17 protein-coding genes are annotated in these 21,626 nt (G+C 71.9%); 5 read left to right on the forward strand and 12 right to left on the reverse strand.

Going from position 1 to position 21,626, the window contains the following annotated elements; all coding sequences use genetic code 11:
• Nucleotides 1-19 precede the first annotated feature (19 nt).
• From ACIQOE_RS08945 to ACIQOE_RS08955, 3 genes are read right to left on the reverse strand one after another with little or no spacing between them, the layout of a single operon-like run.
• Nucleotides 20-1,054: an ABC transporter permease gene (locus ACIQOE_RS08945; protein WP_362643550.1), complete on the reverse strand. Its 1,035-nt coding sequence runs from the start codon at nt 1,052-1,054 to the stop codon at nt 20-22.
• Nucleotides 1,047-2,579: a sugar ABC transporter ATP-binding protein gene (locus tag ACIQOE_RS08950; protein WP_401410617.1), complete on the reverse strand. Its 1,533-nt coding sequence runs from the start codon at nt 2,577-2,579 to the stop codon at nt 1,047-1,049. The genes ACIQOE_RS08945 and ACIQOE_RS08950 overlap by 8 nt, the downstream gene beginning before the upstream one ends.
• A complete protein-coding gene (locus ACIQOE_RS08955) occupies nt 2,576-3,646 on the reverse strand; it encodes a sugar ABC transporter substrate-binding protein (protein ID WP_401410619.1) in 1,071 nt (356 codons plus the stop codon). Before ACIQOE_RS08955 ends, ACIQOE_RS08950 begins: the two co-directional genes overlap by 4 nt.
• A gap of 178 nt (nt 3,647-3,824) precedes the next feature.
• On the opposite strand from ACIQOE_RS08955, the gene ACIQOE_RS08960 reads away from it, so the two are divergent.
• Nucleotides 3,825-4,526, forward strand: coding sequence for a FadR/GntR family transcriptional regulator (locus ACIQOE_RS08960; protein ID WP_362643587.1), 702 nt, complete (start codon nt 3,825-3,827; stop codon nt 4,524-4,526).
• A gap of 87 nt (nt 4,527-4,613) precedes the next feature.
• Here the strand turns inward: ACIQOE_RS08960 and ACIQOE_RS08965 are convergent, their stop codons facing one another.
• From ACIQOE_RS08965 to ACIQOE_RS08985, 5 genes are all read right to left on the reverse strand, one after another.
• Nucleotides 4,614-7,631: an alpha-mannosidase gene (locus ACIQOE_RS08965; RefSeq protein ID WP_401410621.1), complete on the reverse strand. Its 3,018-nt coding sequence runs from the start codon at nt 7,629-7,631 to the stop codon at nt 4,614-4,616.
• A 185-nt stretch (nt 7,632-7,816) separates the two neighbouring features.
• The gene (locus ACIQOE_RS08970; protein WP_401410623.1) at nt 7,817-9,064 is read right to left on the reverse strand and encodes a glycosyl hydrolase; all 1,248 of its coding nucleotides are present in this window, start codon (nt 9,062-9,064) and stop codon (nt 7,817-7,819) included.
• Between the two features lie 50 nt (nt 9,065-9,114).
• Complete coding sequence (locus tag ACIQOE_RS08975) at nt 9,115-9,981, reverse strand: carbohydrate ABC transporter permease (RefSeq protein ID WP_365559660.1); 867 nt, start codon at nt 9,979-9,981, stop codon at nt 9,115-9,117.
• On the reverse strand, nt 9,978-10,865 hold the full coding sequence (locus ACIQOE_RS08980; protein ID WP_399009504.1) for a carbohydrate ABC transporter permease: 888 nt from the start codon (nt 10,863-10,865) through the stop codon (nt 9,978-9,980). Before ACIQOE_RS08980 ends, ACIQOE_RS08975 begins: the two co-directional genes overlap by 4 nt.
• Before the next feature lie 10 nt (nt 10,866-10,875).
• Complete coding sequence (locus ACIQOE_RS08985; RefSeq protein ID WP_365567614.1) at nt 10,876-12,168, reverse strand: sugar ABC transporter substrate-binding protein; 1,293 nt, start codon at nt 12,166-12,168, stop codon at nt 10,876-10,878.
• A 225-nt stretch (nt 12,169-12,393) separates the two neighbouring features.
• Between ACIQOE_RS08985 and ACIQOE_RS08990 the strand changes: the two genes are divergently transcribed.
• Entirely contained in the window at nt 12,394-13,440 is a 1,047-nt protein-coding gene (locus ACIQOE_RS08990) for a LacI family DNA-binding transcriptional regulator (RefSeq protein WP_365559662.1), read from the forward strand.
• Between the two features lie 36 nt (nt 13,441-13,476).
• Here the strand turns inward: ACIQOE_RS08990 and ACIQOE_RS08995 are convergent, their stop codons facing one another.
• A complete protein-coding gene (locus ACIQOE_RS08995) occupies nt 13,477-15,855 on the reverse strand; it encodes an alpha-L-fucosidase (RefSeq protein ID WP_401411545.1) in 2,379 nt (792 codons plus the stop codon).
• Nucleotides 15,856-16,107: 252 nt separating this feature from the next.
• Here ACIQOE_RS08995 and ACIQOE_RS09000 point away from each other — a divergent pair, with 252 nt between their 5' ends.
• Nucleotides 16,108-17,451, forward strand: a complete 1,344-nt coding sequence (locus ACIQOE_RS09000; RefSeq protein WP_401410626.1) for an amidase — start codon at nt 16,108-16,110, stop codon at nt 17,449-17,451.
• A 173-nt stretch (nt 17,452-17,624) separates the two neighbouring features.
• On the opposite strand, the gene ACIQOE_RS09005 is transcribed toward ACIQOE_RS09000, so the two are convergent.
• Complete coding sequence (locus ACIQOE_RS09005; RefSeq protein WP_351314059.1) at nt 17,625-18,116, reverse strand: GNAT family N-acetyltransferase; 492 nt, start codon at nt 18,114-18,116, stop codon at nt 17,625-17,627.
• A 54-nt stretch (nt 18,117-18,170) separates the two neighbouring features.
• Complete coding sequence (locus tag ACIQOE_RS09010; RefSeq protein WP_351934878.1) at nt 18,171-18,344, reverse strand: hypothetical protein; 174 nt, start codon at nt 18,342-18,344, stop codon at nt 18,171-18,173.
• Between the two features lie 484 nt (nt 18,345-18,828).
• On the opposite strand from ACIQOE_RS09010, the gene ACIQOE_RS09015 reads away from it, so the two are divergent.
• Nucleotides 18,829-19,206, forward strand: a complete 378-nt coding sequence (locus ACIQOE_RS09015; protein WP_362643561.1) for a hypothetical protein — start codon at nt 18,829-18,831, stop codon at nt 19,204-19,206.
• A 25-nt stretch (nt 19,207-19,231) separates the two neighbouring features.
• A complete protein-coding gene (locus ACIQOE_RS09020) occupies nt 19,232-20,038 on the forward strand; it encodes an SDR family oxidoreductase (RefSeq protein ID WP_351314068.1) in 807 nt (268 codons plus the stop codon).
• Nucleotides 20,039-20,063: 25 nt separating this feature from the next.
• On the opposite strand, the gene ACIQOE_RS09025 is transcribed toward ACIQOE_RS09020, so the two are convergent.
• Nucleotides 20,064-21,557 carry an SDR family NAD(P)-dependent oxidoreductase gene (locus tag ACIQOE_RS09025; protein ID WP_351314071.1) on the reverse strand — a complete coding sequence of 498 codons (1,494 nt, stop codon included), beginning with the start codon at nt 21,555-21,557 and terminating at the stop codon, nt 20,064-20,066.
• Nucleotides 21,558-21,626: the final 69 nt, after the last annotated feature.

The following is a 21,626-nucleotide window of genomic DNA, read 5'->3' on the forward strand; positions in this document are numbered from 1 at the left end:
AGTTCGGGACGCGGGCCGGTCAGTCCTGCGCGCGTCCCGTGGTGACGCGGGCGATCATCAGGGCGACGAGGATGATGCCGCCGTAGATGGCCTGGATCCAGAACGAGGGAACCTGCGCCAGGGTGAGCAGGTTCTGTACGACACCCAGCAGGAGCACGCCGGTCAGGGCGCCGAACATGGTGCCCTTGCCGCCGTCCAGGCTGATGCCGCCGATGACCGCCGCCGCCATCACCGTGAAGATCATGTTGTTGCCCTGGTTGGCGCTGATCGCGCCGACGTAGCCCGTCTGCATGATCCCGCCGACGGAGGCGAGGACGCCCGCGACGACGGAGACGCCGAGCACCACCCGGTCGACGCGGATACCGGCCGCGCGGGCCGCCTCCGCGTTGCCCCCGATGGCGTACAGGGCGCGGCCGACCCGGTGGTACTTGAGGACCAGTCCGGCCGCGCCGAAGGCGACCGCGGCCAGCCACACCGACAGCGGGACCCGCAGGAAGGTGGAGGTGGCCAGGGAGAAGAACGCGTCGGGCATGCCGAACAGCGTCTTGCCCTTGGTGGCGCCGACGAGCAGCCCGCGCAGCACGATCAGCATGGCGAGGGTGACGATGAAGGCGTTGAGCTTGAACTTCACCACCAGGACGCCGTTGAAGGCGCCGATCAGGCCGCCGACGACGAGGACGGCGAGCAGGGCGAGGCCGGCCGGCCAGCCGGTGCCCCAGCCGGACTCGGCGCTCGGCAGCACCAGCAGCGCGCCGACGGCGGGCGCGATGCCGACCACGGACTCCAGGGACAGGTCGATCTTGCCGGTGATCAGGATCAGCGACTCGGCGAGGACCACCATGGCCAGGGCCGCCGAGGCGCCCAGGATGGAGATCAGGTTGCGTTCGGTCAAGAACGAGTCGTTGACCACCGCGCCCAGGATCAGCAGCACCAGCAGCGCCGGTACGAGGGCGAGTTCGCGGACCCTGCGGAGCAGCACGGTCTTGGCGGCGCGGGCGTCGGGGACGTGCAGGGGGCCGGCGGCCGAGGCCGAGGGGGCCTTCGTGTCAGCCATGGTCCACTCCTTCGGCCGGGGAGCCGGCTCCTGCGGGCATCGAGTCCACTCCTTCTATGGAGGCGATCAGCTCGTGGTCGCGCCAGCCGGCCGGGTGTTCGGCGACGACGCGGCCGTGGAAGAGGACGAGGACCCGGTCGCAGCGGCGCAGGTCGTCGAGTTCGTCGGAGACGACCAGTACGGCGGTGCCGTCCTCGCGGGCGTTGTCCATGCGGGCGAGCAGTGACTCCTTGGACTTCACGTCCACGCCCGCGGTGGGGTTGATGAGCACGAGCAGCTGGGGGTCGGAGGCCAGGGCGCGGGCCATGACGACCTTCTGCGCGTTGCCGCCGGAGAGGTCGGAGACGGGCTGTTCGGGGCCCTCGGCGTGGATGTCGAGGCGCTCGATCAGCTCGTCGGCGAAGCGGCGTCTGCGCTCGCCCGCGACGAACCCGAAGCGGCCGAGCCGGTCCAGGACGCTCATGGTGGCGTTGTCGCCGATGCTCATCCCGAAGACCAGTCCCTGTCCGTGCCGGTCCCGCGGCACGCAGCCGACACCGGCTCCGAGGGCGGCCCGCACGTCGCCGAACGGAAGCGGCCTGCCGTCGAGTTGCGCGGATCCCGAGGCCGGCGTGTACAGCCCGGCGAAGGACTCCGCCAGCTCGATCTTGCCGCTGCCGCTGGATCCGGCGATCCCGACGACCTCGCCGCGGCGCACAGTCAGGTCGATGTCCCGGTACGCCGGCGCGGTCAGTCCGCGCGCGTCCAGGACGACGGGGGCTCCGTCGGCCACCGCGTCACGGCTGTGCTCCCGCTCGGTGATCGACTCCCCCGCCATCGCCTCCACCAGCGCGCGGCGCGGGAGTTCGGCGACGGGGGCGGTGGTGATCCAGCGGGCGTCGCGGAGCACGGTGACGGTCTGGCAGACCTCGTAGACCTCCTGGAGGTGGTGCGAGATGAACAGGAAGGTCACGCCCGAGTCCTGGAGCGCCCGCATCCGGCTGAACAGCCGCTCGATCTCCCGGTTGTCGAGCTGGGCGGTCGGCTCGTCGAGCACGATGAACCGGGCGCCGAAGCTGAGCGCGCGGGCGATCTCGACCATCTGGCGGTCCTCGACCTTGAGGTCGGCGGTGCGGGCCTCGGGGTCGACGCGGACGTCCCAGGTGTCCAGCAGCGCGGCCGCCTCGCTCCGCAGCCGCCGCCAGCTGATGAACCCGCGGTGCAGGGGCTGCCGGTTGATGAACAGGTTCTCGGCGACCGTCAGTTCCGGTACGACCGTGGGCTTCTGGTAGACGCAGGCGACCTTGCTCCGCCAGGCGTCCCGGTCGGAGAGCGGGGGCGCGGGTTCGCCGTCGAAACGGACCGTGCCCTCGTCCGGGGCCTGGAGGCCGGTGAGGACGGTGACCAGGGTGGACTTGCCGGCGCCGTTGCGGCCGACGAGGGCGTGGGACTCGCCGGGCAGCACGGTGAGCCGGCCGTCGGCGAGGGCGACGGTGGGGCCGTACCGCTTGACGATGTCCCGGGCCTCAACAAGTGGCGTGCTCATTTGACCGTGTTGCCCCACAGCTTCGGGTCGTCCACGTTGTCCTTGGTGACGAGCGGCGCGGGCAGCTGGTCCTCCAGGATGCCGCTGGGCAGCTTGACGATCGTGGAGTCGTGGTCGGTCGGACCGGGCTTGAACGTCTTTCCTTCCATCGCCGCCTTGATGTAGTACATGCCGTACTTGGCGTAGGCGTCGGCGGGCTGGGAGACGGTCGCGTCGATCTGGCCCTTGCGGATGGCGTCGAACTCCTGCGGGATGCCGTCGTTGGAGACGATGGTGATGTGCCCGCTCTGCCCGGCGGTCTTGAGCATGCCCTTGGACTTCAGGGTCTGCAGGGTCGGCGCCAGGTAGACACCGCCGGCCTGCATGTAGATGCCCTTGATGTCGGGGTTGGCGTTCAGCAGGGTGTCCAGCTTGGAGGCGGCGGTGTCGGACTCCCACTTGGCCGGGATCTCCAGCACCTTGAGCTTCGGGTACTTCGTCTTCACGCAGGTGCGGAACGCCTCCGAGCGGTCCCGGCCGTTGACCGAGGCGAGGTCGCCCATGATCTGCACGACCTTGCCGCTGGTGATGTGCTGGCCGAGGTACTCGCAGGCCTTGGTGCCGTAGGCGACGTTGTCGGCGCGCACCACCATGGCCACCTTGCCCTTGTCGGGCGCCACGTCCACGGCGACCACCGGCACGCCCTTGCGGTCGGCCTGGTCGAGTCCGGCCTCGATGGCCGCGCTGTCCAGCGGGGCGACGACCAGCCCCTTCACGCCCTGGTTCAGCTCGTTGTTGATGTCGGTGATCTGCTGCGAGGGGTCGCTGTTGGAGTTGACCGTCTTCAGCGCCTCAACGCCCTGCGACTTCGCCATCTTGGGTACGTAGTCGTTGTACGACTGCCAGAACGGCGAGGTCAGCAGGGGCAGGATCACCCCGACCTTGCCGGTTCCGCCGCCTCCGGCGCTGCCGCTGCCGGTGTCGTTCGTGCTGCCGCACGCGGCGAGCGCGAGCGAGGCGCCGACGGCCACGGCCGTCGCGCCGATGATCCGTGACCTGTTCCGCTTCCTCAGTGTTCTGCCGGGCATCGGGCAGCTCCTCATCGAGCGTGTTCGAGCAGATGCCCGCATACTTATCAGACCACTCGGCGCCTTCGACACCCTGCGGACGCGATTTTTCCGGGAAACGAACCGTAGTGGTCCGACCACATGGCTGATTAGACTGCGGCGCACCGGCGACAGGAGGAACGGTGTGGACGAGAGCGGCGTGGACGGGGCGGCCCCGCAGAAGGGCACGGTGACGCAGCGCGCCATCGAGCGGATCAAGGAGATGATCGGGGAGGGAAGGCTGGAGCCGGGCCAGCGACTGCCGACGGAGCGGGATCTCGCCGCCCAGCTGGGCATGTCCCGCAGCTCGATGCGCGAGGCGATCCGCGCGCTGACCGTCCTCGGCGTACTGGAGGCCCGGCACGGCTCCGGCATCTACGTCACCCAGCTGGAGGCCGGCGACCTGCTGGAGACGTTCGGGGTGGTCGCCGACCTGTCCCGCGGGCCGCAGCTGGTGGAACTGCTGGAGGTGCGGCGGGTCTTGGAGTCGACGGCCACCGCGCTGGCCGCGGCGCGGATCACGGCCGACCAGCTGGCCGAGGTGGAGAAGCACCTGACGGCGATGAACGCGACGGAGGACCCCGAGGAGATCCTCGCCCACGACCTCGCGTTCCACCGGGTGATCGCCGGGGCGGCCGGCAACGACACGATGGCCGCGATCCTGGAGGGCCTGTCCTCACGGACGTTCCGGGCGCGGGTGTGGCGGGGGTACGAGGAGGAGGGGGCGTTCGCGCGGACGCGGCGCGAGCACGCCGCGATCCACCGGGCCCTCGTCGCCCGGGATCCGGAGGCGGCGAGGGCCGCGGCGGCGGCGCACGTGGGTGAGGTGGAGGAGTGGCTGCGGGTGCAGCTGCGGGGGTAGGCCGGGAGTTCGCGGCCGCGGGTGCGCCGTGGCCGGTCGCGCGGTTCCTCCTCCCCCGGCCTTCGGCCGGGGGTGCCCCCAGGGCCCCTAGAGGGGCGCCAGACGCAGCGTCACCAGTTCGAACGGTCGCAGTCGTAGTGAGACGCGGCCGCCGTCACGCTCCGGGTCCTGCCCGTCCAGCGGCCGCTCCAGCAGGTCCGTCACGCTGACGCCCGCGATCTCGAAGCCCGCCGTCAGCGTCGCGCGGGCGCGGCCGCCGTGGGCCTCGTGGAAGCGGACGACCACGTCGCCGCTGCCGTCGTCGGCCAGCTTCACGGCGGTGACGACCACGGCGTCGTTGTCGACGGTGCCCAGCGGAGCCACCTCCTGACCGCCCGTCACCCGGCGCTCCGGCAGGTTGATCCGCCAGCCCTCGCGCACCGCGTCCGCGATGGCCGCGCCCGGCACCAGGGCGTGCCGGAAGCGGTGCACGCCCTGGTCGGTCTCGGGATCCGGGAAGCGCGGGGCGCGCAGCAGGGACACCCGGACCGTGGTCGTCGTACCCCGGTCGCCGTCCGTGCGGACCGCGCGGGTCACGTCGTGGCCGTACGTCGAGTCGTTGACGATGGCCACGCCCCAGCCCGGCTCTTCCAGGTGGACGAAGCGGTGGTTGCAGGCCTCGAACTTGGCCGCCTCCCACGAGGTGTTGGTGTGGGTCGGGCGGTGGAAGTGACCGAACTGGGTCTCCGACGCGTACCGTTCGGCGTGCAGGTCCAGCGGGAAGGCCAGTTTCAGGAACTTCTCCGTCTCGTGCCAGTCCACCTCCGTGTCGATGGACAGGCGGCGCTCGCCGGGCCGCAGGGACAGCACCTGGGAGACGGCGGACTTCCCGAAGGACCGTACGATCCGGACCGACCGGCCGTCCTCCCCGGCCGTCAGCTCGTCGACGGAGGTCAGGTCGGTCACCGCGTTGCGGTAGAAGGCGTCGACGTCCCAGGCGTCCCACATGTTCGGGAAGTCCGGGTGCAGCTGGAGCAGGTTGGCGGCCGTGCCGGGGGCGACGGTCTCGCGCCCGGCCGCCGTGTCGTACGCGGACACGACCAGGCCGCGGGCGTCGATCTCGACCCGGAGCAGGCCGTTGGCGAGGACGTAACCGCCCTCGGGCCGCTCCGCGACCGTCACCTCCGCGGACGGCTCCGCCTCGCCCGCGGCCCCGGCCGGGACGCCGTGGCGGGTGTGCGGCGCCGCGTTGAAGACCAGGCTCCGCGTCCCCTCCCCCGCCAGCGCCCGCTGGGCCGCGTCGATGATCCCGTCGAGTTCCGCGGCGATCCGCCGGTAGGTGGCGCGGGCCTCGCGGTGCACCCAGGCGATCGACGAGCCGGGCAGGATGTCGTGGAACTGGTGGAGCAGGACCGTCTTCCAGATCCGGTCCAACTCCTCGTACGGGTAGGGGAATCCGGTGCGCACGGCCGCGGTGGCCGCCCACAGCTCGGCCTCCCGCAGGAGGTGTTCGCTGCGCCGGTTGCCCTGCTTGGTCTGCGCCTGGCTGGTGAGGGTGGCGCGGTGCAGTTCGAGGTACAGCTCGCCGACCCAGACGGGCGGGTCCGGGTAGTCGGCCTCCGCCTTCTCGAAGAACTCCCGCGGGGTCTCCCAGACGACCGCGGGCGAGCCCTCCAGGTCCCGTACCCGGGCCGCCTTCGCCACCATCTCCCGGGTCGTGCCGCCGCCGCCGTCGCCCCAGCCGGTCGGCGCCAGGGAGTGCCTGGCCCGGCCCTTGTCCTTGAAGTTGCGCGAGGCGTGGGCGAGTTCGCTGCCCTTCATGGAGCAGTTGTAGGTGTCGACGGGCGGGAAGTGGGTGAAGATCCGGGTGCCGTCGATACCTTCCCACCAGAAGGTGTGGTGCGGGAACTTGTTGGTCTGGGACCAGGAGATCTTCTGGGTGAGCAGCCGGGTGGTGCCGGCCGCCCTGATGATCTGCGGGAGCCCGGCGGCGAAGCCGAAGGTGTCCGGCAGCCAGGCCTCGTCGTTCTCGATGCCGAACTCGTCGAGGAAGAACCGCTTGCCGTGCACGAACTGACGGGCCATCGCCTCCGAGCCGGGCATGTTGGTGTCCGACTCCACCCACATCCCGCCGGCCGGCACGAACCTGCCGTCCGCGACCGCCTTCTTCACCCGCGCCCACACCTCGGGGCGGTGCTCCTTCACCCAGGCCCACTGCTGGGCCTGGGACATGGCGAACACGAAGTCCGGCTCGTCCTCGGCGAGGGCGGTCATGTTGGCGGTGGTGCGGGCCACCTTGCGGACCGTCTCGCGCAGCGGCCACAGCCATGCCGAGTCGATGTGCGCGTGGCCCACGGCGCTGATCCGGTGCGCGGACGGCGCGGCGGGCACGGACAGGACGCCGGTGAGCCGCGAACGCGCCGACCGGGCGGTGCCGTTGACGTCCTGGAGATCGATCGCGTCCAGGGCCGCCTCGACCGCGCGCAGGATCTCCCAGCGGCGCGGGGCGTCCGCCGGCAGCTCGGCCATCAGCTCGCCGAGGACCTCCAGGTCGATCACCAGGTTCCACACGGTCTCGTCGAGGACGGCGAGGTCCATCCTGGTGAGCGTGTACTGCGGCTCGTGTCCCGCGGTGTCCTTGTCGCCGAGCGCGGTGGGACGGAAGGGGTGGTAGTCGAGGATGACGGGGTTGGAGGCGGCCTCGACGTGCAGCCGTACCTCCTCGCCGCCCGCCACCGGGGCGCCGATCCTGACCCACTGATTACGCGGGTTGAGGCCCTTCACCGGGGTGCCGTCGGGCCGGTAGACCAGGCCCTCGCACTGGAAGCCGGGCATGTTCTCGTCGAAGCCGAGGTCGAGGAGGGCCTCCACGGTCCGTCCCGCCCACTCCTCGGGGACGGTTCCGTTCACCCGGAACCAGCTGGTGCCCCACGGAGCGCCCCACCGGTCGCCCACCCGGATCGGGCCCGGCTCGGCCGCGAGTCCTTCGGCGACCGGCACGGGTTCGCCGGGCGCGTGCCACACGGCGACGTCCAGGGGCACGGACTCGGGGTACACGGCGGGGCGGATGCGCTCGTCGAGGACACGCCTGAGGCGGGCTTCCACCAAGCTGCGGTCGTCATGCATGTGGGGTGCTCCGTTTGTTCGTTACCGGTTACCGGGTGTGCGTGGCGGTCACGGGGTCCGACGAGGTGTACTGCTCCCCTGCCGCGCGCACGTCGAACCGTGCCGCCGCCTCGCCCTGGCCCCGGATGTGCCGGATGACGTGCGCCGGGGCGGGCCGAGCGGCCTTCGTGTCCGGGGAGCCTGGGTCACGAGCGGGTCCGTCCCGGTGCGGTGGCGAGGACCTGATCGGGGGTGACGACCTCGGTGATGCCGCGCGCGGCGAGATGGTCGCGGTCGTCCGCGCGGGTGTCCAGGACGGTGGTGGGGCGGGCGCCGTCGGCGGCCAGCCGGAACCAGGCGTCGAAGACGGGGCCGCCGGGCGCGCACCGGGAGCGCCGGGCCGGGTCGGCGGGCACGACGAGCGCGGTGGCACGTGCCGTCGCCGCCCGGGACTCGGCCGCGGCGAGGACGTGCGCCAGGTCCTTGGGCTTGCGGTCGTTGGTGAGCAGGCCTAGTCCGTATTCGAGTTCGGGGAAGTCGGCGAGGCTCCTGCTGACGTCGTGCGAGCACCACCAGGTGACGCCCCACAGGCCGGGGCAGTCCAGGACGGCGTCGAGGGTCGCCTCGGTGAACGCGGCCGCGTGTTCGGCGGGGATCAGCGGCGCGGGCGCGCCCACCTCCTGGAGCCACACGGGCCGGTGCGGGTCCTCGGCCCAGGCCTTGCTCAGCTCCACCAGGTAGGCGGCGTGCTGCTCGGTCTGCGGGGCGCTGCGGCCGTGGCGCTGGGCGGTGCCGTCGAACACCCAGGAGTGCACGGCGGTGAGGTCGCCGAGACGGGCCGAGTGGGCGGGGGTGAAGGGCTGGTCGTCCTGGTACCAGGCGGCGTCGTAGGAGGCGTGCAGGTGCAGTCTGCCGGGGGCGGCCTCGGCGCAGGCGGCCAGCAGCCGGGCCAGCCAGCTCCCGGCCTGCTCCGCGGTGATCCGGTCCGGGTCGGGATGCGGGCCGGCGGCGAACTGGTTGACCTCGTTGCCGATGGTCATCCCGATGAAGTTCGGCCGGTCCGCGAGCGCCGCGGCGAGGGTGCGCAGGTAGGCGACCTCGCCGGAGACCACCTCGGGGTCGGTGAAGAGGTTGCGCCGGTGCCAGGTCCTGGTCCAGGCGGGCAGGAAGTCGAAGCTGCTGAGGTGGCCCTGGAGGCCGTCCACGTTGACGTCGAGACCGCGTTCGGCGGCGGCGTCGGCGAGGGCGACGAGCTGCTCGACCGCGCGCGGCCTGATCAGGGTGCGGTCGGGCTGGAAGTAGGGCCACAGCGGGAAGACCCGGATGTGGTCGAGTCCGAGGGCGGCGATCGAGTCGAGGTCGGCGCGTACGGAGTCCAGGTCGAAGTCGAGCCAGTGGTGGAACCACCCTTCGCTGGGGGTGTAGTTGACGCCGAAGCGCACGGCCGGGGGCATGCGGTCTCCTTGCGGGAACGCGCGGAACGCGGGACGCGGGAAAGGGGGGTTCAGCCTTTGACGGCGCCCTCGCCGACCCCGCGGAAGAAGTACCGCTGGAGACAGGCGAACAGGGCGATGAGCGGGGCCACGGCGATCACGGTGCCGGCCGCGACGAGGCGTTCGTCGTTGGCGAAGGTGCCGTGCAGGTAGTTGAGGCCGATGGTGAGGGTGAACCTGGAGGGGTCGCTGAGCACGATCAGCGGCCACAGGAAGTCGTCCCAGGCGCCCATGAAGGCGAAGATGGCGACGACGGCGACGGTGCCCTTGACCGACGGCAGGGCGATCCGCAGGAACCGCTGCCAGACGTCGGCACCGTCGACGTAGGCGGCCTCCTCGATCTCGTAGGGCAGGTTGAGGAAGGCGTTGCGCATCAGCAGGACGTTCATGGCGCCGATCGAACCGGGCAGCACGACGCCGATCAGGGTGTTGTTGAGGCCGAGTTCCCGCATGGTGGTGAACTGGGCGATGATGATGCCCTCCACCGGCACGAGCATCGCGAGGATGAACACGAGGGTGGCGACCCGGCGGCCCCGGTAGCGCAGCCGGGCCAGCGCGTAGCCGGCGAGCGCGGAGCCCACGCAGTTGGTGACGACGCTGGCGCCCGCCACCTTCAGCGAGTTGAGGGCGTAGTCCCAGACGGGGATGGTGTCGGCGACCCGCCGGTAGTTGCGCAGGGTGGGGTGTTCGGGCAGGAAGCCGGGCGGTGAGCTGAAGATGTTCTCGGTCGGTCCCTTGAGCGAGGTGGACAGCTGCCACAGGAAGGGTCCGACGGTGACGGCCAGCACGACCAGCAGCAGGGCGTAGCGCAGGACCAGTTCGCCGATCCGGACGCGGCGGCCGTGCTCGTCGGTGAGGCGGCTGCGGGTGGCGGTCACGGGCGGTCCCTCCGGTCCGCGCGCAGCACGAGCAGCATCAGCGCGACGGTGACGGCGAAGACGACGACGGAGAGCGCCGAGGCGTAGCCGACCCGGCCGGTCAGGCCGGTGCCGGTGCGCTGCACGAGCATCACGAGGGTGGTGTCCTCGCCGGCCGGGCCGCCGTCCGGGCCCGCCATCAGGTACACCTCGGAGAAGACCTTGAAGGCGGCGACCGAGGAGAGCGCGGCGACGAGCACCATCGTGGAGCGTACGGCGGGCACGGTGACGGAGAGGAAGCGGCGTACCGCGCCCGCGCCGTCCACGGCGGCGGCCTCGTGCAGTTCGCGCGGCACGTTGGCGAGCGCCGCCAAATAGATGATCATGTAGTAGCCGAGGCCTTTCCAGACCGTGACCGCCATCGCGCTCAGCAGGAGCAGCCACTGGTCGCTGAGGAACCCGATCCGGCCGATCCCGACCGTCTGGAGCAGGGAGTTGACCAGGCCGCGTTCGTCGAGCAGCCAGACCCAGATGAGCCCGACCACGACGATCGAGGCGACGACCGGGGTGTAGAAGGCGGACCGGAAGAAGGCGATGCCCGGGATGTTCTTCTGCACCAGCAGCGCGAGCAGCAGCGGCAGGAGGACGAGGGCGGGCACCACCACGACGACGTAGAGGGTGCTGTTGCGCAGACCGGTCCAGAACATGTCGTCGTGGATCAGCTCGCGGAAGTTGGCGAGGCCGACGAACCGGCCGGGGATCAGGGTGCGGCGGTCGGTGAAGGAGTTGACCACCGTGGAGACGAACGGATAGAGCACGAAGGCGCCGACGACCAGCAGCCCGGGAGCGGCGAACAGCCAGGGACTGGTGGGCAGCTGACGCCGCACGCGGGGCACGCCGGCCATGAGGGGCCCCTCAGCCCTGCTGCCGGAGCAGCTGGTCGCAGGCCTTGACAGCGTTGTCCAGGGCCGTCTTGGGGCTCTCCTTGCCCTGGAGGGCCTTGGCGACCTCGTTGCGCAGCGCGGTCTTCATCTGGTCGCTGAACAGGACCGGCGTGTAGTTGACGGCGGTCTTCAGGGACTTGGCGGCGGCGATCCGCACCCGGGTCTCGTCGGTGCCGTCCTCCTTGGTGAAGTACGGGTCGTCCAGGGAGCCGGCGGTGCTGGGGAAGATGGCGACCTGCTTGGCGAAGGACATCTGGTTCTGCGCGTCGGTCACGAAGTGCGCGAAGGCGACCGAGGCCGCCGTGTGCTTGGTCCGGGAGTTGACCATCACGCCCATCACGTACATGTTGACGTGCCCGGTGCTGGTGATCTGGTCGGTGATGCCGATGTTCTTGTACAGGCCGGGCGCCTGCTTCTTGAAGTTGTCGAGGTCCAGGGCGCTGCCGGGGTTCATGGCGACGGCCTCGGTGAGGAACTTCTTGCCGGAGGACTCCGGGGTCGCGGTCAGCGCCTGCGGGTCGAGCGCCTTGGCGTCGTACAGCTCCTTGTACTTGGTGAGCAGTTCGACGCCCTTCGCGTCGTTGAAGGCGAACCCGGTGCCCTGCTGGTCCATCAGCTCGACGCCGTAGCGTCCGAAGTCCTCGACGGTGGGCACGTTGGCGAGGGTGGCGACCTTGCCGCCGCTCTTGCGGGCCATGTCCAGCGCGTCGGCGAAGAGGTCGTCGTAGGTCTTCGGCGGCTGCGCGGGGTCGAGTCCGGCCTGCCGGAACAGCGCCTTGTTGTAGAAGAGCGGCCCGGTGTTCAGGTACCAGGGGAAGGCGTACGTCCCGCTCGTCCCCGGTATCCGGTGGCTGGCCCAGGCTCCGTCCAGGTACTCGGGCCGGTACTTCGCCGCCGCCTTGTCGAGGTCGAGGGCGAGGCCCGCCTTGGCGAGCGGAGCGACGAGGTCCGGGGAGACGTTGACGACGTCGGGCAGGGTGCCGCCGGCCGCGTCCGCGCTGATCTTGTCGGCGTAGCCCTCGGCCGGCTGGTCGATCCACTTCACGTGAGTGTCCGGGTACTTCTTCTCGAAGTCGGCGACCAGGCCCTCGAAGTAGGGCTTGAAGTTGGCGCGCAGGTTCCAGGTCTGGAAGGTGATGTCGCCCTCGACCTTGCCGGAGGCGTCGGTGGAACCGCCGCCGTCCTCGCCGGAACCGCAGGCGCTCAGCGGCAGGGCGAGGACGGCGGCAGCGGCGAGGGCGAGGGCTCTGCGGGAGATGCGCATGGTCCGTTGCTCCTTTGCAGCGGGGCGGCCGAAGGTGTCGGGCCAGACCTTGCACGCCGTTTTGGGCACGCGTCAATGGATTCGGCGGGGCTAAAGTCATTAGTGGCTCAAAACCCCTGCTCAGTCGAGTGGTGCGGGCCTCTTGCCGCCGATCGCTAATGCGCTTTAGGGTGTTCGAACTCAAGCGCATTAGCGGATCGCGGCCCCGATGAATGAGGAAGTGAGTTGGCGGAGAAACGCAGCCCCGCGCGCCGGCCGACGATGAAGGACATCGCGCGCAGGTCCGGGGTCTCCGAGAGCGCGGTCTCCTTCGCGCTCAACGGCCGCCCCGGCGTCTCCGAGACGACCAGGGCACGGGTGCACCGGGTCGCCGAGCAGCTCGGCTGGCGGCCCAGCACGGCGGCCCGCGCCCTGTCCGGCGAGGGCGCGGCCACCGTCGGCTTCGTGCTGGCCCGGCCGGCGCACTCACTGGGCGTGGACTCGTTCTTCCTGCAACTGGTCTCCGGCATCCAGGAGGTGCTGGCCGAGCGCCATCTCGGCCTGCTCTTCCAGATGGCCGAGGACGTGACCGACGAGTGCGCGGTGTACCGCCGCTGGTGGGCGGAGCACCGCGTCGACGGCGTCCTGATGGTGGACCCGCGCGCCGACGACCCGCGGCCCGGCCTGCTGGACGAACTCGGCCTGCCCGCGGTGGTGATCGGCGGTGCGCCCGACGGATGCCGGCCGGGTCTGTCCACGGTCTGGGCGGACGACGCGGCCGCGATGGCGTCGGTGGTGGACGAGCTGACGGCGCTGGGCCACCGCAGGATCGTGCACATCGCGGGCCTGCCGGGCCTCGCCCACACCCAGCGCCGGATCCGCACCCTGCGTGCCGAGGCGGACGGCCGGGGACTCTCCGAGGTCCGCTCGGTGACCACGGACTACTCCGACGCCGAGGGCGCGGCCGTCACCCGCCGTGTCCTGCGTGCCGCGCCGGCCCCGACGGCGCTGATCTACGACAACGACGTGATGGCGGTGGCCGGTGTCGCGGCCGCCGCCGAACTGGGCTACGCCGTCCCCGACGACGTCTCGGTGGTCTCCTGGGAGGACTCGGCGCTGTGCCGGATGGTCAAGCCGTGGCTGTCGGCGCTGTCCCGCGACAGCGCCGAGTTCGGCCGGACGGCGGCGCGCGAACTCACCGCCCTGCTGGACGGCGACCCGGCCCGCGCGGTCCGGGTACCGGTGCCCCGGCTGACGGTCCGGGGCAGCACGGCACCCGCCGCCCGCTCCTAGGGCCTAACCCCTGGGGCACGCGGCCTCTCGCCGGGGTCAGCCGTGCCACTCCACCTTGAACACCCACACGTGTTCGCCCGCCCTGCGGGCCGCCTCGGGGACGTCGATCACCAGTGCTCCGCCGGTGACGGTCCAGGTCAGCGGCCGGTCGTGGCCGAGCATGGTGATCCTGTCGCCGGACCGGACCGGCACCGGTGCCTCGACGGTGAGCCGGGCGCCGGGCCGGGCCAGGGAGTGGATGTAGAAGGCCTCGTCCGGGCGGACGGTGAACCGGAGGTCCTCGCCGAGCTGGGCCATGCGCGACCAGTAGGTGGTCCCGTACACGGCCTCCCCGTTGACCGCGAGCCAGGCGCCGGTCTCCCGCAGCCGGGTCTGCATGATCTCCGGGATGGTGCCGTCGGCACGCGGGCCGATGTCGAGCAGGAAGTTGCCGTTCTTGGAGACGATGTCGACCAGGCTGTGCACGACCTCCTCGGCGGTCATGTAGGAGCCGTCCGGGGTGGCCCGGTTGTAGCCGTAGCTGCGCGGGTCCAGTCCGCGGCTGGCCTCCCACTTGGCGACGACCGTGTCGGCGTACGTCGTGTACTCGGGCGTGGTGAAGTCGTGGAAGCCGATGCCGGAGCGGTCGTTGACGGTCACGTCGGCCGGACGGGCCCGGTCCTTGGCGTGGTTGAAGTACTCGGCGAGGACGTGCAGGCTGTCGTTCTCGCCGCCGATGTCGCACCAGATGATCTCCGGGTCGTAGCCGTGGACCAGTTCGAGCAGCTGCGGCGCCTGGAAGTCCCGTACGTAGTCCTTGCCGGAGGTGTATCCGGTGTACGGCAGGGGTTCCAGCGTGTACGGGTTGCGCGGGGCGTGCCCCATCCAGGGGCTGTCGGGGTTGAACCACTCCGGCATGGAGAAGTAGAGGCCCCGGTGGAGTTCGGGCGTGTACCGGCGGGACGCCTCGAACAGTTCCCCGACCAGGTCGCGCTTCGGTCCCATCCGCACGGCGTTGCGGTCGGAGAGTCCGGTGTCCCACAGGGCGAAGCCCTCGTGGTGCTTGGAGGTCAGCACGTGGTACTGGGCTCCGGCGTCCCGGAACAGTTCCACCCAGGCCCGCGGGTCGAACTTCTCCGCGGTGAAGCGCGGGATGAAGTCGTCGTAGGCGAAGTCCTCGCCGTAGGTGTCCCGGTGGTAGGCGTAGGTGGGGTTGCCCGGGTCCTGCATCTGGTCCCAGTACCACTCGGCGTACTGCACCCCGACCGGCGCCCACGCGGGTACCGAGTACACGCCCCAGTGGATGAAGATGCCGAACTTGGCCTCGCCGAACCAGTAGGGCGCCTGGTGGCCGGCCAACGAGGTCTCGGTGGGCAGGTAGTCGGCGGTCCCGAGTGTCAGCCGGCGCCGCACCGAGGCCGCTCGGCCACCGCGTCCGTCGACGCTGACCGTGCCGTCCCGTTCGGTGCCGGGTGCGGTGCCGGAGCGCCTGCGGATGCCGACCCGGACACGGGCCTGCTCGCCGGGGTCGAGGCGGCGGATGCGGGCGGGCTCGGCGGTGCGGGCGCCGGGGATGTCGACGGTGACGCAGACGTCGTCGCGGGCCAGGATCGCGACGGTGCCGGCGTTGACGACGGTGGCCTCGACGCTCTGGGCGCCGGTGCCGTCCAGCAGGGAGCTGGTGGAGTGCGCGTCCCGCAGGGCCAGTGCCCGGCCCTGGGCGACGGGCTGCAGGGAGAGCGCGAAGACGTGCAGGGCGGTCGTGCCGGCCTCGGCCGGACCGGTGACCGGCAGGGTGAGGGCGACGGCCGCGCGCCGCGGGTCGATCCACACCTCGCAGGTGCCGATCCCGACGGCGTGCGGGTCCTTGCCGCCGTCCGGCCGGTAGCGGTACGGCGCGGTCAGCGAGCCGCCCACCGCGTACCAGTCGGCGCCGCTCAGCCCGGCGGTGCTGGTGGAGCCGTCCTGGTAGTGGACGGTGGCCCGGCCGGAGGCGTTGCCGTAACTGCCCGCGGTGAGGAGGACGGCCGACAGGTAGTGGCCCCCGGGCAGGTCGACGCGCTGGCCGCGCGCGACGACGTTGTTCGCCGCTCCCGCGGTGGCGGCGGGGAAGTCGAAGGCGATCCCGTCGACCTCGACACGGCCGGCCGGGAGTTCCTCGCCGGGGAACGTGTAGCCGGAGCCGTCGAAGTCACCGCCGCGGGCGTCGGCGGTGTCGATGCCGTCGTTGTCGTAGAGGGAGTCGAGCGGTACGGGGACCGGGGCGGGGACGGCGGCCCAGGACGAAGCGGCGGGCTTGCCGGCATCCGCCTCAGCGGCACGGGGACCCGTGGCCCCGGCGGCACGGGCCGGGGCGGAAGCGGCGAGCGGCAGGGCGGCCGCCGCGACGGCACCCGCCGCGGCCCCGAGCACGTGGCGTCTGGGATGGGGAGACATGCTCATGCGCGGCTCCATTCATCGGATGTCTGATGATTGAGCGAGCCCTGGAGCCTGTCAATGGGGTGTGCACGCACAGGAGTTGGGGCAGTGGTCGGATGACCGGAGGGGACTGACCCGGCGTCCGGGACCGGTCCACGGCGCGCTCCGCCCGCGTGTCCGGTCGCCGCCGCTCTCGACGTGACGCCCGCGGCGCGGCAGAGTGCCGTTCTGTACCGACGAGTAAGCCCTTCCGCACCCCCAGGAGCACCCGTGACCAGCTGGGCCGGCCGGACCGCCGCCGACATCGCCGCCGCCGTGAGGGAGAAGCGGGTCACTCCCCGGGAGGTCGTGGCCGAGCACCTGGACCGGATCGCACGCCTCGACGGACGGATCGGTGCGTTCCGCAAGGTCAGGGCGGAGGCCGCGCTCGCCGAGGCGGACGAGCTGGCCGCCCGCGCCGACCTCGCCGAACTCCCGCTGGCCGGTGTCCCGTTGGCCGTGAAGGACAATCTGGCGGTGCGCGGCGAGGCGCATCTGGACGGGTCGGCGGCGACGCCGGACAGCCCCGCCGACGCCGATCACGCCACCGTGGCCCGGCTGCGGGCGGCGGGCGCGGTGGTCGTGGGGCTGACGAACGTGCCCGAGCTGTGCGTCTTCGGTACGACCGACGGGATCCACGGCATCTCCCGCAACCCGTGGGACACCCGGCGCAGCGCGGGCGGCTCCTCGGGCGGCAGCGCGGCGGCGGTCGCCGCCGGGCTGACGCCGATCGCCCTCGGCAACGACGGCATGGGCTCGCTGCGCATCCCGGCGGCCAACTGCGGTCTCGTCACCATCAAGCCGGGGTTCGGCGTGGTGCCGGCCGGTATCGGGCACGGCGACTGGTTCGGCATGTCGGAGAACGGACCGCTGGCGACCTCCGTCGAGGACGTCCGGCTGATGCTCGCGGTCCTCGCCAGGACGGAGTTCGAGGACTCCGCGCGGGACGGCACGCTGAGGATCGCCGTCTCACGGCGCAGTCCGCTGATCGGGACGACCGTGACCAGGCCGTATACGAACGCGGTGGCGGAGGCGGCCGGACTGCTGGCGGGCGCCGGGCATCAGGTGCGGCGGGCCGAGCCGCCGTATCCGGCGTCGATCGGTGTCACCGCGCTCCGGCACTGGACGGCGGGCACGGCCGTGGACGCGGCCGGTCTGGACCCGGCGCTGCTGACCCGCCGGACCCGGGTGCACGCGGCGATCGGCCGCCGGTTCCTGAGCGGGGTCCGCACGAGCGACTCCCGTGACCGGCTGCGCGCGCGGCTGACCCCGTTCTTCGCCGAGTACGACGTGCTGCTCACCCCGGCGCTGGCCCGTCGTGCCCCGCGGGCGGCCGCCTGGCACGAGCGCGGCTGGCTGAGCAACGCGCTGGCCGGCTCCAACTACTCGCCGCTGACCCCGGCCTGGAACCTCACCGGCTGGCCGGCGATGTCAGTGCCGTTCGGCATGCTGCCCTCGGGCACTCCGTGCGCCGTTCAACTGGTGGGCCGGCCGGGCTCGGAGGCGGTCCTGCTGGCGGTGGCCCGGACCCTGGAGACCCTGCGGCCGTGGCAGCGGACGGCGTCGGTCGGCTAGGTCGTGTCCGCAAAGTCCTGTCGTTCGCCCGGAGGGCGGGCCGCGCGGCGTCAGGTGCGTGCTCTCGGCGTGCCGGGCGGAAGCCCTCGTACTGGGCGTACTCGGGCTTTCGCCCGGTGCGGCGAGAGTGCGTGCATGGCGTCGCGCGGCAGACAGGACTTTGCGGACACGGCCTAGGTCGTGTCCAGGGCGCGGTACATGATGTGCAGGCCCACCGGGCCGTGTTCGGGGTGGTCGAAGGCCGCCGGGACCGTGCCGATGACCGTGAAGCCGAGCGAGGTCCACAGCGCGACGGCGGGGTTGGTCTCGACGACGGCGTTGAAGACCATGGCGCGGTAGCCCTGCGCCCGGGCCTCGGCCAGGACGTGTTCGGCGAGGGCCCGTCCGATGCCCTGCCCCGTGCGGTCGGGGTCGACCATGAAGCCGGCGTTGGCGACGCGCGCGGCCGGGCCGCCGTAGTTGGCGGTGAGGTAGGCGGAGCCGACGACGGCTCCGGTGGCGTCCTCGGCGACGTAGACACGTTTCGCCGGGCTCATCCACAGGGCGCGGGCCGCCTCCTCGGAGGTGTCGGGGTCCCAGCCGTACGTCTCGGCGGCGGCGACGATCCGGTGCCAGAAGGGCCAGATCTGCGGCCAGTCGGCCGCGGTTGCTGCTCTGATCGGCATGGGCGTGAGTCTCGCACGCCCATGCGTCGGCGATCGCGGATGATCGACCGGCGGTCAGTCCACGCTCGGCAGGATGTGGGGCTCGGCGAGGTCGTCCTCGTACCCCGCGAGGCGGATCGGGGCGGACCTGGCCCACACGTCGAGGCTGCCGAGCTGTCCGGGCCGCCTGCCCGAGCGCTCCGTGCGTTCCTTGGGGCGCTGCTCGATACTTGTCTTCTCCGGTGTCACCGCGCACTCCTTATGTGTCGGTCACCCTCGGGGCGTGCCGGACGGTCCGCGTTCCGGTGCCCGGCGCCCGCTCGGGTCTTGATGGAAAGGCCGGTTCGGACGCGGTGGCGCCGGTGTCTCACAACGGAGCAGGCCGTTGTCGGCCGGCTCGTCCCGGGACGGACCGTGGGTGTGGGTGGGACCCCTTACTGCTGTCCGTCCCCTCTAGATTAACCAAATGAGCGCAGGTCCGCTCGATAGGGAGTGCAAACAAGGTGTAACTATCGCGAGTCGGCGCACGCGTCGGCCGCCCCGGAATACACCCTTTCGTAACATGATGCACTGTTCGACCCACGCCTGCTCGACCAGGCCACCGAACACGCATTCGCATCGATGGACCTCGCTCTCCGTGCGGGCTGAGCAGTTCAGGCTGCGTTGGCCGGGTCGAAAACTCCACATGATCCGATGGCGGAGGACAACGGCTGTCTCGCGGAAGGACTGACGCATGGAGCTGCGCAGCGTCGAGGAGCTGATGGATCTGCTGTACGCCTGCCGTCACCAGCGGGCCCTGCGCACCGCGGCCCTGCTGCGCCGCAGCCGCCCCGCGGACAAGGAACTCCAGGTCGCGGGCCTGGTGCACGGCATCGAGACGCCGCCGGGCTCGCCCGACGGCGCGGCGCACTCGGTACGGCACCTGCTCGGGGAGCGGGTCCACCACCTGGTGCGCGGGGACGGCGCCGCCACCGAGGACGACACGCTGCGCCTGCGGCAGGCCGACGAGGAGAGCCGCACCGCCGGGTTCGACGCCGGTGTCCTGGAGGACTGGCGGACCGTCCTGGAACTGGTCGCGGCCCGCAACTCCCGTCTTGGGGCTGTCGACTGACGGTCCGTCATGAGACGGTACGGCGATGATGCCGTCGTACGGGCTCAGGGGCAGGGCGGCCGTCGTCACCGGCGGCACCCGCGGGATCGGTCGCGCGGTCGCCGGGGCGCTCGCGGCGGCCGGGGCGCTGGTGTGCGTGAGCGCGCGGGACGCGGACGAGGTCAGGAGCACGGCCGCGGCGCTGGGCGGGACCGGCCTCGCGGGCAGCGTCGCCGAGCCGGAGCATGCCCGGGAGCTGACCCGGCTGGCGCTCGGCGAGTTCGGCCGCCTGGACATCCTCGTCAACAACGCGGCCACCAATCGGCCGTACGGACCGCTCATGGACGCCGATCCCGGCGCGTGGCGGGAGGCGTTCACGGTCAACGTCGAGGGACCGCTGCGGCTGACGCAGTGCGCGTGGCGGGGCTGGATGCGCGAGCACGGCGGTTCGGTGGTCAACATCTGCACGGAGGGCGCCACCCATGTCGGCCCCGACGTCGGCGCCTACGGCACCAGCAAGGCGGCCCTGCTGCACCTGACCCGGCAGCTGGCCGGAGAGCTGGCACCCCGGGTCCGGGTGAACTCGGTCTCGCCGGGCCTGGTGCGCACGGAGCTGGCCCGGTTCATGTGGGAGCCGCGCGAGGCGGAGATCGCCGCCGGGCTGCCGCTGGGCCGCATCGGGGAGCCCGAGGACGTGGCGGGGGCGGTGCTGTGGCTGTGCTCGGACGCGGCGCGGTGGGTGACCGGTGCCGACATCCTGGTGGACGGCGGCACCCGGGTACGGGCGGCCCACGCACCGGCGGGCGGGCGCGGGGAGCCCGGCGACCGGCCCCCGCGGCCCGCACCCGCCTGACCGGCCCGGCCCGGCCGGGCCGGGATCACCACTTGCCGGGCTCGTAGTCCTTCAGGAAGACCCCGTACACGTCCTCGCCCTGCTCACCGCGCACGACGGGGTCGTAGACCCGGGCCGCGCCGTCGATCAGGTCGAGCGGCGCGTGGAAGCCGGCCTCGGCCAGGCGCAGCTTGTCGTAGTGCGGGCGCTCGTCGGTGATCCAGCCGGTGTCCACGGACGTCATGAGGATGCCGTCGCTCTCGAACATCTCCACCGCGCTGGTCCGCGTGACCATGTTCATGGCGGCCTTGGCCGCGTTGGTGTTCGGGTGTCCGGCGCCCTTGTAGCCGCGGCCGAAGACACCCTCCATCGCCGACACGTTGACGACGTACGACCGGCCGCGCGCCGCCTGCTTCGCGGCCGCGGCCATGGCCGGCCGGAGCGCGCTGATCAGGATGAACGGCGAGGTGTAGTTGCAGAGCTGGGTCTCCAGGAGCTCGACCGGGGAGATCTGGTCGATGGTCTGCACCCAGGTGTTGCTGTCGACGACGTCCGGGACGAGGCCGCCCGCGTCGATGGCGGTGCCGTCGAGGTGCCGGGCGACGCTGGCGTTGCCCGCGACCAGCGCCAGGTCGGCGACCTGCTGGGCGTCCAGGCCGCTGGTGCCCAGCGGCAGTGCGGCCAGGCCGTCCACGGCGCCCGAGTTGAAGGCGCCGATGACCTGGTGGCCGGGCAGTTCGCCGGCGGGCAGCGGGGCGCTCTCGCCCTCCACCAGCGCCGCGTAGGCCGAGGGCAGCCGGCGTACGGTCTGGGTCGCGTTGTTGATCAGGATGTCGAGCGGGCCGGCCGCGGCGACCTGCTCCGCCAGGGCGACGGCCTGGGCCGGGTCGCGCAGGTCGATGCCGACGACCTCCAGGCGGTGCAGCCAGTCCGCCGAGTCCTCCATCGCCTTGAAGCGGCGGATGGCGTCCTTCGGGAACCGCGTGGTGATCGTGGTGTGCGCGCCGTCCCGCAGCAGCCGCAGCGCGATGTACATGCCGATCTTGGCGCGGCCGCCGGTGAGCAGGGCGCGCTTGCCGGTCAGGTCGGCGCGGGCGTCCCGCTTGGCGCGGTTCAGGCCGGCGCAGTCCGGACAGAGCTGGTGGTAGAAGTAGTCGACCTCGACGTAGCGGCTCTTGCAGGTGTAGCAGGAGCGCGGCCGCTGGAGTATCCCCGCGATCGTGCCCTGCTCGGTCCGCGAGGAGGGCAGCAGGCCCTCGGTCTCGTCGTCGATGCGCTGGGCCGAGCCGGTCGCGGTGGCCTCGGTGACCGCCTTGTCGTGCGCGGTCTTGGCGGCCCGGCGCTCCTGGCGGCGCCGCTGCTTGACCGTGCGGTAGACGCCGGCCGTGGCCCGGCGCACCGCGATGGCGTCCGGGTGGTCGACCTCCAGCGTGTCCAGCTCGTCGAGGACGCCGAGGCAGACGGCGAGCCGCTCCGGGTCGATGCCCGGGCCGTAGACCACCTGGTCCTCGGCCGTCGGGCCGTCCTGTGTCACCGTCATCGTGCCGCCGCTTCCCTGATCCACCAGCGGCGCTCCGACTCGCGCCCGCCATCGAACAGGGAATTTTAC

The organism is Streptomyces sp. NPDC091282 (genome assembly GCF_044757385.1).
GTDB classification, from domain to species: domain Bacteria; phylum Actinomycetota; class Actinomycetes; order Streptomycetales; family Streptomycetaceae; genus Streptomyces; species Streptomyces gramineus.